Source organism: Spirabiliibacterium pneumoniae (assembly GCF_014884995.1).
GTDB lineage: Bacteria > Pseudomonadota > Gammaproteobacteria > Enterobacterales > Pasteurellaceae > Spirabiliibacterium > Spirabiliibacterium pneumoniae.
This window is the reverse complement of the sequence record NZ_JABMII010000002.1, coordinates 23,441-37,188: the sequence shown is the minus strand read 5'-3', so window position 1 is coordinate 37,188 and position 13,748 is coordinate 23,441. Positions and strand designations below refer to the sequence as shown.

Below are 13,748 nucleotides of genomic sequence, written 5' to 3'. Positions count from 1 at the left end.
CAATATTTGCGCTAAAATAAACCCACAGACAGGCGCAAAGCGCAGCAGATAAGCAATCACTAAACCGAACAGCAAAACGCGCCTAAAGCCCGAAATAACGTCAATTTACAATTAAACCGAACAGGAAACCGAACAGGCAACACTAGCGCAAAGTAGAGTTAAAGCACCCACCACTAGATCAACCCAGCCCACACAAAAAACCGTTTAAAGTATCTTTTGCAGTAACTGAAGTAATGCCAATTTATAAAATCATTTAACAACAAATTGTTAGATTAAAGTATTGCATATGGGAAGACTATCGTAAATTCACTCAACGCCAATTGGGCTGCGCAAACAGTTGTGGCGTATTGAACACATTGAAGGTAGGTGATGTTATTGGTGTTCACACAACTTTGACTATGTCTAACATTGTTGCCTTTGGCATTGCAGTCAATGTGGCTGAAGAAGGCTTCAAACTTAAATTGGTCAGCCGCGATGGCCACGCTGATTTATCTAAAATCCTAGTGAACGTTTATGAGTATGATGAAGAAAATGAACAATTCACTTTGATTGACGAGAAAAAACCATTAGATACCATTGATGATATTGGTAACGCTCAACGCTATTACGCTGGATTTGTTGAAAAATACAATGATGTAATCGTTAGCAATACTGATATGCTTGGATTTGAAGTGGTTGCATTGCCAGCTGATGGATTGGCTGGTGAGTTTGAAATTGAAACTCGCTTGCACAATAGCCAGCCAGTTCGTCCGCCAGCATGCTTAACTTGCTGCTAAGCAATATCAATCTTAATGGAAGCCGCCTAGTGCGGCTTTTTTCTTTTTGAATTTTGGAGAAATGTATGATTCGCTCAAAAGTTAATGGTTTAGTGTTATCAGGTCACAATGACTTTGTTACTGAAGTTGTGAAGCTAGGTCAAGGAAAGTTCGCTGAAACAGTATCAGTTAAAAAGGCTGCAAGCCAAGCTCCAGCTAAAAAAGCAAGCGCACAAACTAAGAAAACACAAGACGACAAAAAGACTTCTGAAACAGAGGTGTTGTAATGAAACTTTCTTCAATCATTAATGAATTAAGGATGCAACTCAACGATGCTGAGAGTTTAGGCTTTAGTGATGAATTGCTCGAAGAATGGATTGAAGATGGCCTATGTATGATTTACTCACTTGTTCCTGATCAATTCAAAGAGAGGATAGTGATTCAGGCTGAAGCTGGAACAGTTCAGTGCGCTGCATGTTGTGACAAGCTTATCTCAGTTGATGGCCAAAGTGATGCGTGTGGTAACGTCATTGAAGGGGTCAAAATTGGTGATGTTAATAGCGCCATGAGATTCAAAAAGAAAAACATTCCACATCTAGGCCAGTACACAGTCAGCATTAGAAATGTTGGTAATAATCTATTTGATGTTTATCCGCCTATTCGTAGTGATGAAGAAGTTTATTTTCTAGTAACGTGTGCAAATCCGCTTTCAATTGTTAGGGATGAAAATGGTGAGGCTGAATTGCCTGATTGCAAACATCACCAAGCCTTAATCCATTATGTTCTTTACAGAGCGTATTCAGTTGAAAGTGAGAGCCAAACAAGTAGAGCAATTGCAGATCAAGAGTATCGCTATTTCTTTGAGTTAATGGGAATAGAGAGAAATCTTTCACAAGGGGTAGTCAACAATGCCGCATCTTCATAAGTACAAAACGACTTCGCAAAATGGCACTTGCGGATCATGCAATCAGCCAAGAGCTAGTCATTGTTGTAGTGATTATTTCAGACAAAGAACAATTGAGTACATTGGTTATGAAGAATGGCTTCCAAACGTGAGAATGGCCGTATCTGATGAAATTCCTGATGATGTGTTGTTCGACTATATCAGACGAGCTGCAATTGAGTTCGCTAAAAAGAGCGAGATTTTAAGAAGGAATATTAAGCTGCAACTCCAAAATTGTGTTGCAGATTATTATCCGTGTGTAGGCGATCAGGAGAAGATATTCAGGGTTAAGCTTCTATCAATAGGCGGTCAGTGCTATGAGCCGATAGGTGATACATGTTCTTGGGATATATGTGGGTATCGCTATTGGTTTCATCCGCCGCATACGCTGGAGATTCATCCAGTTCCAAAAGAAGCAGATTGCAAAGAGGTGATCTTCACTGTTATATCTTCTCCTGATGAGGCCAGTACAGTTGTGGATAAGATTATCTATGACAGATACTTTGAAGCAATTGAGAATTACGCGATTGCAAAAGCTTTGCTTATTCCGTTATCCAAATCAAGACACAGACAAAGCGATGCTTCCGCAGTGGCCAGCTTTAGAATGGCTGAGTTCAAGAAGGAAGTTGCAAGAGCGAAGATTGATATACACCGCCATTACGCGGTTTAAGGGGTGAGCATGGATTGCATTAATTATTGTTGCGATGAAAACAAAGAAAGCAGAAGCGGCCTGAAAATCAAAAGTGATTGTCGCTTTAAAGCGGGAATTTATCGTAACGTGAATATTGAGATTGGTGATGATTGTAAAGTCAAATGGCTTGAGCAAGCTGATAAAGAAGTTGTTCTAATGTGCGATCCTTGTGGAGCTTCAGATGATTAAGATTACAGATTTTGGCGGTATCGTTCCAAAAATAGCTAGTAGGAATTTATCTCCTGATATGGCCGCTATTGCTGAGAATGTTAATCTTGATCATGGGACTTTAAAGCCTTTCAGAACAGCAAAGAAAATCAGTGATGAAGGCGGTCAAAAACTGTTTGTGCATAATTGTTGTGTAACAACAGCTGATTGCGATGCGAGCTTTGCAGAAACAGGGGTTGCGTGCGATCACATTATCGTATCCACTGGGATCACTGATTACCCGTCATATAGCCAGCCGACTTGCCCTTTTGAATGGAAAAAACTTTCTTTTGAGTGCGATCTCCCAAAGCCGACCGCACTTTTCAGTGGTGAGTTAGCGCAAGACTTGCGACGTGAGCGGCGCAGTTATGTTTACACGCTTGTCAATGAAATGGGGTGGGAGTCTCAGCCTAGCTATCCCAGTGATGATATTACCGTAAACACAAATTCAGAAGTTGTCTTGACTGGCCTTCCAACTCAAGGTGCAGAAAAAGTCAGAATCTATCGCACACAAAACGTTTTGGATTTTGGCACTGAGCAGCAAGAAGTGGTTGAAGCTGCATATCTATTAGTTGATGAAATCAATATTGGCCAGCCGACTTACATTGATAACGTTCAATATCTAGGCAGAGAGTGCATGACTATGGAATACTCTCCAGCGCCTGATGATTTAAGACAGGTGCAAAGCTGGAGAGATGGTTATCTCGCTGGATTAAGTGGCAATCTTTTCATGATGTCAGAGCGTTCACAGCCGCACGCTTGGAATTATAAAAACAATGTAACGTTTTATGACAATGCAAAGGCGTTAATATGCACTAACAAGATTGCTTATGTCTTAACAGATGGCCGCCCAGTATTAATCAGCATCAATGATGATTGTGAGGAAAACAAGCCACCTTTAAGTGTTACTGAAATAGGTGAAGTTCTCCCTATCGTATCAACTAGAAGCGCAGCTGAGTTTGTTGGTGGAGTTGTTTATGCAAGCCAAAACGGCCTTGTTTTTATCAACGGTAACACAGCAAGCATTATCACTCAGAATCATTACACTCCTGAACAGTGGCAAAAATTACATCCGCATACAATGCGTGGCGCAGTTCACAATGGTTATTACTATGGAACAACAGACAAAGTAACAATCAGATTTAGATTGCCTGATACCGTTTACGCGCGAGATAACAAAACACTCCTCACAACATTATCAATTAAGCCGAATAGCTGGTTTAGAAGCAATGACAATAATCTTTATTACAGCACTGATGATGGTGTTTATTGGTGGGATCAAGGTGAAGATTTAATGGATATGCATTGGCGTGGCAATCTCAATACATTGCCTTCAATCATCCATTTTGGCGCATACAAAGTCATTGCTAATGATCATGGGAATATTATTAAGCACTTCACTGATAAGCGCGAGATTCAATCCTATGAGCATCATCATAATAATCCAGTCAGATTGCCAGTTGGCCAGAGGGGGCTTGATTGGCAAGTTGATATTAAAGGCAAGGCAGAAGTCTTTGAATACCATATCGCTCCAAGCATTAGAGAGTTATCTAATAAGTAGGTAAAACATGGAATACAGAATTGAAAAACCAACAACAGATAAGGCGCAATTAGAGCGCCTTTTTAATTTCATTTTATCAACTGGAAAGATTTATCAGCTATCTGAGCCGCAGTTGTTTATGGATGGTTGGCACAATGGCCAAATCCGCATATTCAGTGCTTATGAGCAAGGGAATATTGTTGGTATATCAGTTGTTTTACTTGTTAAAGATCCTATTCAGGTAGGCAAATATCACATCGTTAGATCACTCGATGTTGGCGTGAGATTGGATGCATTTATTGAAGATAAATTGGGGGTATTTTTATAATGGCACTTTTTGAAGATTTACAGCGCACAAGAAAACTCCTTAATTCATATAAGTCACAAGATGGCATTTATGTTGATCCTAATAAGATTGGAATGAATCAACAGCAATCCGCTGGCAATTTAGTTCAGCCTATGCAAGAGGTTGAAGGAATCCCAGAGGAAAAAGTTGAAGCGCCGAAAGAGCAAACATGGGGTGATACATGGGATAACATGAAAACCTTGTTTTCAGGCGCATGGGATTCACTTTCTCCAGCAAGTGATGCAATGGGTGTGGCTGGCCAACAGCAAATCAATGAAAAATTGATGCAAGGGCTTGAGCCGAAAGCTCAAAGTGCGGTTGAAAAAGGCATTGTTAACCCTTACTACGGCTCAACTACGATGCAAATTGGGCAAGCAAAGCCAAGCGAATCGCAATCTATCTTTTCAGCTCAAGGCAATCCTTATCTTGCTCGCGCGCAAGCTGCAATGAGTGATGAACAAAAGCAAGAGCTTAAAGGCCGCTTTGCCAAACAAAACATTGAGCTAGGGGAGAAAGAGCAGAAATATCTTCACGAGTTTAAACAGATTCAAGATGATATGCAAAGCAAGCTGAAAAGCAATGGCGAAAAAACCTTTATGCAAGGCGTGACAGAGAGCATTGCGCAATCTACGCCAGCGATGTTGCGCTCCGTAGGCGCTGGCATTGTAGGTGGTGGGTTTGGTCGTGGCTATATGCTTTTTTCAGACAGTGCAGCCAATTACTATGCGCAAGCACGCACAAATGGAATGGATCGTGATACCGCATTGCGTTATGCCTCAGAGCAAGGTGCGGTTGAAGCCGTAACAGAATACGTTCCAACAATGGCAGTGAGTAAAATCTTGAAAGATTCTGTGGGTAATACCGCCATTAAAGAGATTGGTAAGGAAGCATTAAAAGCCATTTTGGCTGATGGTGGCGGTGAAATTGTGGCTAACTTTCTACAAAATCTCAATGACGGTCGCTATAACTTCAATGAAGAAGTGGCAGAAAAACTCAAACAAGGTGACTATGCAGGCGCGTTTGCAAAATCTGCAAAAGGATCGGTTGAAGCCTTTGTTGCAGGCGTATTGATGTCATCTAGTGCATCTTTGGCAGCGGCAACACCTCGCTTACCTCGTCTTGCTATTGATGCCGTAGGTGCATACGGTCATAAAAAAGCACAACGTTTGGCGCAAGGTGAAGAAGTTGCCAAAAATGCGCAACAGCAAGCCGAACAAGCCCAAGTTGCGCCTGATGAAAGCCAAAGTGCGGTCGAGCCTGAAAATGCCCCAGCAAGCGATACAGCGTCAGTGACAAATGACGAAAGTGCGGTACAAAATACATCTGAGCAAGCAGAGCCATTATTTGAAGGATTCCCGATTGAACAAGGTGTGACAGAAAGTGAATTTCAGCCAAGCCAAGATCAATCAATCACTAACGTTGAAACAATTGATAATGAACAGTTGAATGAAAGTGAGCCAGCTGAGAATGTTAATCCTGAAGTTGTATCTCGGCCTGAAACAGCTGAGGTTAGTGAGGATGTCGCTATTGAATCACAGGGGCAGAAAGATGAAGTGCCGAATGACAGTGTATCAGAAATAAATACTAATGATGCAACAGAAACGTCTGATGAAACATCAAAGTATAGCTTGATTGAAGATCCAAATAGTGATTTTGCAAAAGCAGTAGATGAAGTCGCCAATAATAAACAAGTGATAGGATATATCCCAATGGGAAAAACACCAGATGTCCTTAAAATGCTTGGTTTACCAAATACTGGTGTTTTTATTAATGGCAGTGTTTTATCAAAAGTCATGGGTGGCAAACATAACCTTACACAAGAAACGTTAAAACAATTGCCACAACAGTTAAATAATCCTATTGCTGTCATGAAATCAGCTCCACAAGCATCTAGAAAAGGCTATGTAATTCTGACCGAGCTTATTGAAGTGAATCCAATATCACATAAACAAGAGCCAGTGATTTCTGCATTGCATCTGAATAAAACAAAAAGAGGATTTAATGTTGTTAACATAGCAAGTGTTTATGGTAAGAATTTGAGTGGGTTGCAAAACATGCTGAATAATGATTTGTTATATTGGCATAATGCAAAAGGTTCGCAATTTTTGAACGCCTTCCAGCTCCAATTGCCTTCACACTTGCGTTCAGATGCGAACCTTTCTGCTAGTAATATTAAAACAGAGAGTGACTTAAGTCAATATTCACATGACCGCACTTTGCTTGAAGAGTCACTTGGCAAAGAAATGGCTGATAAAGTTGAGTTAAAAGGCAATACAAAAGGTAAAGGCCTTAAATCACAGAATAAAGATCGCGCGGAAGGTTATCATGAAAGAGGTGCGGATAAAGTTGTCATTAATACTGAAAACATTTATCCATTAAAAAATAAAAAAGGCGAGCAAATATTATCTCGTGATGAACGCTTGAAATGGGTTGCACATCATGAATTATTTCATCGTGGCGTAAGCACTGATGCTGGCTCACGCTTGCTTAATCGCTCACTTAAAGCGGCTTATGGCAATCCAGTTGTTAAAGAGTTGGCTAATAAGATCCGAGCTTACTATAAATCCAAAGGCGTCGAGCTTAATGCCAAGCAAGCAGTTGAAGAAGGGCTTGCAGAATTAAGAGCAGCTATTGATGGTAACAACTTAAAAGCGCTTGTTGAAAGATGGGGGCTAGAAAGCAGAGCAAGTAAATCAGCTATTCAAAAGGTTTATGATCGTGTTCGTCATGCTATCGAGCAAATCTTATCTAAAATCACAGGCAGAACAGTATCACTTACAGACAACGAAGTTGTTCAGCTTATTAAGGATATTAGCAGTAAGGCAACAGAGCAAGCCATTAATCCTGAGTTAAAAAACACAAATAATTCATCATCTAATTCAGTTAAAGTTGATCAGGGTAGCGCTCGTTTTAGTGCAGCTGCATCACTTCCAAAGTCAGAAAGAATTGAGAAACTACGTCAATCAAAACCAATTCACATTTCAGGTAAAGATATTCAGCCTAGTGAAGATTTACGACAATATAAGCGAAACGCATTAAATTATGGAAAAACATTGCGAGGAAGCTATGTAAATAAAGATACAGGGCAAGAGATTAAACTTGGTCGCGCAGCCATTCAGGAGGTGTTACGCCATGATTATAAAAATCCTGATCACTTACAAAGTATTGCGGCAATTCCTCAAATTATTGAAGAGTCAATTTATATTGATACCCTTGAAAACGAGGATAAATCTAAACATCCTGATATTGCAAACTATGACTACTATGTATCTGGATTAAGTATTGGTGGTGAAAATTATACAGTAAGAGCCGTTATTGCAAACTCAACAATGGGTGAAAAATACTATGATCATAAATTATCAGAGATAGAAAAAGGCGATCTTTTAGAAATGACCTCTCGCGTATCAACTGCGGAGATTTCTAATCAATCGCCTTTATCTGATATAAATGATAAACGCTTATTGCAGATTTTGCAAGATAACGATAATGCCAACTATTCTCTCGCTAATGATAATGAGTTTGATGAAACTGCAAAAAAATACGGTGGCGAAGAAGCTTATCAAGAAGCAGTTGATGCTGGTAAAACAGAGCTTGATTATCGTCAGTGGGTTCAGGTTCGTACACCTGCATTCAAGAAATGGTTCGGTGATTGGGAGTTGGCACAAAAAGCGCATCAGATTGATCAATTAAAAGCGCAAGACGTTAACCACCAAAATTTGAGTAATGATGAAGTTAAATCCATTTACAAAGGAATTGGTGATGTTGTTAATGTAAACGATCAACGCACTGTAAATTTTGTGCAAGGGGCGTTAGGGAAAATTTTGCGGCATAAAGGCGTTGATCAGCGTGTTTTAGTACCACAATTGGATACGTTGTTTGCGCAGTCAATACCGCTTTATTTTGAGCCACAGCGCACTGATAAAGTAAAACAACAAACAAATATTGTTGGGTATCATAATTACTTGAATAAAGTGCGGATTGATGGGAATGATTATTTTGTACGCTTTACTGTGCAAGAGGTGAAATCAAAGAAACCTGCATCGCAATTTAACCCAAACCAATTGCATTCTAGCTTTATCTCTGATGTTGAAATGTATAATGCCACCGATACTTTCGTAAACTCCCAGATTATTAACAGGGCAACTCAAGTATCAGGTGGCATCGTTGATTCAAAACTAGCGCAATTTTTAGAGAAAGTCAACGATGCTAAAGAGAATAGCTCTAAAGTGATCAACCCTAAAACAGGTGAACCATTGGTGGTTTATCATGGCTCGATCCAAGCAGGGTTTAGTGTGTTTGATGTCGATGGTACAGGAAAAACGCAGGATTCGGGGGCTTATTTTACTTCAAATCCGCGCACGGCAAGAACTTATTCAGGAACAGAGGATAACATTCATTTTGATAAAGGCTATTCGCCTGAAGAGTATGAAACGCAAGCCGCTAATTACGGCGTATTTTTGAATTTGCGGAAACTTGATGAATATGATTTTGAGGGGCGTAATTGGGATAGTTTTGAGCCAGATGAATGGTTGGCAGTGAATGAAGAGGGTGAAGTCCTAGCGTATTTTGATAATCGTAAAGACGCACAAGAATATCAACAGGATAATCCTGAAGTTGTTGATGTTTATAATGGTACTGAATTCAAACAAAGCACAGATATGCTTGCCCGACAAGCTCGTAGCAGTGGTTATGATGGCGCTGTTATGCGCAATGTGGTTGATGAGGGGACGCATGACGATGGATACGAAGAGGAGTCCGACGTATTTGTTGTTTTTGAAAGATACAATATTAAATCCGCCACTGATAACACGGGTGATTTTAGTTCTAACAATGATGATATTCGATATTCACTCCATCCAATTAATCGACCAAAAGCGGAAAGCATTGAGAAATTGCGCAAAGCGAAATCAATTAAAATTTCAGGCAAGGATATTGAACCAAGCACAGACTTGCGCCAATACAAACGTAATGCGTTAAATCATGGCAAAAACTTGCGTGGCAGTTATGTGAATAAAGACACAGGTCAGGAGATTAAATTGGGGCTTAGCGCTGTGAAAGAAGTTCTGAATCACGATTACAAAGACCCAGACCACTTGCAAAGTATTGCAGCTATTCCTCAGATTATTGAAGATGCCGTTTATATTGATACCTTACTCAATGAAGATGAAATTAAAAATCCACATATCTCAAGCTATGATTATTATGTGGCAGGTTTAAATATTGGTGGTGATGATTATACAGTGCGAGCTGTTATTGCCAATGCTGATACAGGTGAGCGTTATTATGATCACAAATTAACTGATATATCAAAAGACGAGCTATTATCTACCGCAGGGATAACAACTCCAAGTTTCGATAACAGCTCGTCCACTGATATAAATGATAAACGCTTATTGCAGATTTTGCAAGATAACGATAATGCCAGTTATTCTCTCAACGAATCGCCTAACAGTGAATTTGCGCGTGCGGTGGATGAGATTGGGGGCGGTAAAAAAGTTCCTGATGGTAATGGCAAGTTTATCCATATCGGCACGACGCCTGATGTGCTGCAATTAATTGGTTTGCCGAAATTGAAGGTGCGTATTAATGAATCTGTTATTGAGAAAGTTATGGGGGAACGGTTAGGTGTTCCAAAGGATAAATATAAACATTTACATAATTTAACCGTTGATGATGTTAAACGATTGCCAGCCGAATTAAATGATCCTGTAGCAGTATTCAAATCAGCTACACGCAATAAATCCGTTGTCGTGTTGACGGAGCTACAAGAGCATAAAACAAAAAATAGCAAGCTTAGTCCAGTTGTTGCTGCATTGCATATCAAGCCAACCAAAAAAGGGGTAGATATTGTTGATGTGCGTAGCTTTTATGGAAGAAGTTTGAACCAAATTCAAACGGCTTTTGAAGACTACACTTTGTATGTCAATAAAGCAAAAGGTCAGCAATTTCTGAATACCCATAGCCTTCAATTGGGTTGGGATTTCACATCAGATGCTGACCTTTCTGCTAAAGATATTATGACAGATGAAGACTTACGTCAATATCAATCATTGCAAAATGGTGAAGTTTCGTATTCCATTAATACGCCTGAAGATGCGGTTGGTGCAACCAGTGAGCAAGAAAAGCAAGGGTGGATCAAGTTTGCTTACTCAGGCAAAGATACTTTTATCCGCCGTTTGCAAGACCGCTTCCGCCCAATCAAGCAGTTGCAAGATGCTATTGCTGCAAATGGCGGTAAAGTGAATCTTGATAATAATACCTATTTAGCTGAAGAGCGTTATCATGGCCAAGTTGAAAATGATATTCGCCTGATGCGTGAAAGATTCATTGAGCCATTAGCTGAGATGATGAAGAAATACAAAATCACTCAAAATGAGCTAGATGAATTTCTTATCATGCGACACGCTGAAGAGCGTAATAATGTTATTGCAAAACGTAACAAGAAAATGCCTGATGGTGGTTCAGGTGTTAAGACAGCAGATGCAATAGATTATCTTAACAAGCTCAAAGCTGATGGTAGATACCAACAATTCATGGATGCAGCTCAAATCGTTTACAAGATGAATGAATTGCAAAGACAAGTCATGGCTTCAAGCGGTTTGACGGCTGATAGCACAATGCAAACGTGGAGCGAGCAATATAAATATTACGTTCCGCTGAAAGGAATATCAGTTGATAACGGTGGTGATCCAACTAAACCTAGAACAGGGAAAGGCTTTAACACTGGTGGCAAGGAAACAAAAATAGCACTTGGCCGAAACTCAATGGCAGTTAATGTTACCGCGCAAGTTATTAATGACTTAACTGAAAAACTGGTTAGAGCTAGAAAGAACATTGTTGGCCAGCATTTACTTAAACTTGTTAGAGATAATCCCGATCCTGATTTTTGGAATATCTATTCTGAGGGTAATCCTGATTATGAACAAGGATATAAGGAAACTAAGGCGAACGGACTTGAAGCCAAGCCAGTACCAGTTCAGATGTGGAGATCGCCTGAAAAGTATTTTGCAGTAAAAGAGAAGGGCAAAATATATTACATTAAAATCAATGATAAGAATTTAATGAACGCGCTTAACAATATCACGCCTTCGCAGCATCTTGTGTATTTAACGCCTTTTGCCAAAGTAAATAGATGGCTTGCTGCAATGAATACTTCATTCAGCCCTGAGTTTGTAATATCTAACTTTGCACGCGATGTTCAAACAGCATACTTAAATCTCAATGCTGAAGCAACAAGAGATGATGGAAAAGTAAAAGGTGAGAATATTGCCAACAAGACAATTAAAGATATTCTTTCTCGCAAGCCTATGAAAGCTATTTGGGCGCATACTCGCGGTAAAGATGTTACTGATCCTGAAATCAAACGTTGGGTGGCTTATTACAATGAGTTTATGCTCAATGGTGCGAAAACTGGATTTATTCAGATTAAAGATACAGAAGCACAGAAAAAAGAGCTTGATAAGCTTCTTGAAGAGCCTAATCCAACTTGGGGGGCAATTAAGAAAACAACAAAGGCTATTATTGATGTTATTGACGATGCTAACAACACGGTTGAAAATCAAACTCGATTGGCCGCTTATGTTAATGCAAGAGAAGCTGGATTTGATGCAAGAGAAGCTTCAAGCCTAGCTAAGAATATGACAGTAAACTTTAACCGAAGAGGTGAGTATGGTGCTAATATTTCAGCATTGTATTTGTTTGCTAATGCTTCAGTTCAAGGTTCAGCAAACTTTATCCGCACAATGGGAAGTTTGAATGGCGATAAAAAACTACGCTGGAGAAATCTGAATAGAGCGCAAAAATTTGGCCTAATCATGATCGCAACTGGATATGGTTTAGGTTTAATGAATCGCATGCTTTCAGATGAAGATGATGATGGTGAATTGTTCTATGACAAAATCCCTGATTTTGTAAAAGAGCGCAACATCATAATCATGAAGAACGATGGCAAAGGTGGTTACTGGAAGATTCCATTGCCTTATGGTTACAACATATTCCATGTTTTAGGCTCAACAGCTGAAAGTGTTATTGCTGGCAAGAAAAGTGTTGGCAAAGCTTCAATGTTTTTAACTAATACTATTCTTGGTTCGTTCTCTCCGATTAGCCTTTCTGATTCAAATCATATATCAGGCTGGCTTCTGAAAAATGCCGCTCCTAGTGCAACGAAACCATTTATGGATCTTTACGCTAATGAAAACTTCTCAGCTAATCCGATTCACAATGATATGAATATGTTTGGGGCGCAAACTCCAGCAAGTTCAAGCGGTAGAATGAAAACGCCTGAGGTTTATAAACAGATAACTCAATACGTTAATAAATTGACTGGCGGATCAGAGTATAGAAGCGGATGGCTAGATTTTTACCCTGAAGATTTGAAATACATTGTTGATACTATTGGCGGTGGAGCAATGAGATTTTGGGGAGTTAAGATTGTAAGCTCAAACTATGATAAGTGGGTGAATGATATTGACTACAAAGATCAGGCCGCTGGCGGTTATCCTTTCTTGTCACTCGTTAGTGCTGAAAGCTTGCCTTATGAGGATCAAACGAAGTATTACGATAGAAGAAATGAAATACTTCAGTTGGCCAAAGAGCGCAAGAATATTGGCACTAAAGATATGACTCCTGAGTTGAGGGCTAAGTTGAGATTTTATGGGAAAATTAAAGCTTCAGACAATCAGCTCAAGTCATTAAGAAAGCAACGTGATCGCATCTATTCAAATGAGAATTTAACTCCAAGACAACGCTTTTATAAAATGAAAGCGATTGAGGATAGAATGGGATTAGTCATTGATAGATTCAATAAGCGATATAACCAAAGGATTGAAGAATGAATACCATAACAAGAAAGCCTTTCATTATTGATCGGCAAGTAACAAAAACATGTATTGCCATTCAGACTTGTTGTGGAGAAGCCGCTGAGAGTGAATCAGCGGTTTTTTTACGAATAAGAAAAGCTGGATGCTGCAATCATGAGATTGAATACCCTATGACTCAGGAAGGTGAAAATCTTTGTGTTGAGTGGGATGATTTAATGTATGAGCTGAAAGGTAGATACATAGGTGACATATATGAAGGGAGCGATTTAATCGCTTCCATTCAATTTGATGTGAATCCAAAATGCTATGTTGCAGCGCATATCAAAGAAGATAAGGTTGATGATAACTTGCCTAAGTGCGATCCGCCTAAGTGTGATTAATTTTTGACTATGCAGTTACTTTTACTTAATATTGACTATTGAAAATTTTCAATTCAATAGGTATCAA

Annotated in this window: 9 protein-coding genes; all 9 read left to right on the top strand. The window is 39.5% G+C overall.

Going from position 1 to position 13,748, the window contains the following annotated elements; all coding sequences use genetic code 11:
* Positions 1–398 precede the first annotated feature (398 nt).
* Positions 399–776 carry a hypothetical protein gene (locus tag HPC38_RS01425; RefSeq protein ID WP_208119505.1) on the top strand — a complete coding sequence of 126 codons (378 nt, stop codon included), beginning with the start codon at positions 399–401 and terminating at the stop codon, positions 774–776.
* 65 nt (positions 777–841) lie between these two features.
* Positions 842–1,042, top strand: coding sequence for a hypothetical protein (locus tag HPC38_RS01420; protein ID WP_208119504.1), 201 nt, complete (start codon positions 842–844; stop codon positions 1,040–1,042).
* Entirely contained in the window at positions 1,042–1,680 is a 639-nt protein-coding gene (locus tag HPC38_RS01415) for a phage adaptor protein (protein WP_208119503.1), read from the top strand. The genes HPC38_RS01420 and HPC38_RS01415 overlap by 1 nt, the downstream gene beginning before the upstream one ends.
* 133 nt (positions 1,681–1,813) lie before the next feature.
* Positions 1,814–2,368, top strand: a complete 555-nt coding sequence (locus tag HPC38_RS01410; RefSeq protein WP_208119502.1) for a hypothetical protein — start codon at positions 1,814–1,816, stop codon at positions 2,366–2,368.
* A 9-nt stretch (positions 2,369–2,377) separates the two neighbouring features.
* Positions 2,378–2,578 carry a hypothetical protein gene (locus HPC38_RS01405; protein WP_208119501.1) on the top strand — a complete coding sequence of 67 codons (201 nt, stop codon included), beginning with the start codon at positions 2,378–2,380 and terminating at the stop codon, positions 2,576–2,578.
* A complete protein-coding gene (locus HPC38_RS01400) occupies positions 2,571–4,157 on the top strand; it encodes a hypothetical protein (protein WP_208119500.1) in 1,587 nt (528 codons plus the stop codon). The genes HPC38_RS01405 and HPC38_RS01400 overlap by 8 nt, the downstream gene beginning before the upstream one ends.
* A 7-nt stretch (positions 4,158–4,164) precedes the next feature.
* Entirely contained in the window at positions 4,165–4,464 is a 300-nt protein-coding gene (locus tag HPC38_RS01395; RefSeq protein ID WP_208119499.1) for a hypothetical protein, read from the top strand.
* Positions 4,464–13,316 (top strand): LPD3 domain-containing protein, encoded by an 8,853-nt coding sequence (locus HPC38_RS01390; RefSeq protein ID WP_208119498.1) that lies wholly within the window; start codon positions 4,464–4,466, stop codon positions 13,314–13,316. The genes HPC38_RS01395 and HPC38_RS01390 overlap by 1 nt, the downstream gene beginning before the upstream one ends.
* A complete protein-coding gene (locus tag HPC38_RS01385) occupies positions 13,313–13,681 on the top strand; it encodes a hypothetical protein (protein WP_208119497.1) in 369 nt (122 codons plus the stop codon). The genes HPC38_RS01390 and HPC38_RS01385 overlap by 4 nt, the downstream gene beginning before the upstream one ends.
* Positions 13,682–13,748 lie beyond the last annotated feature (67 nt).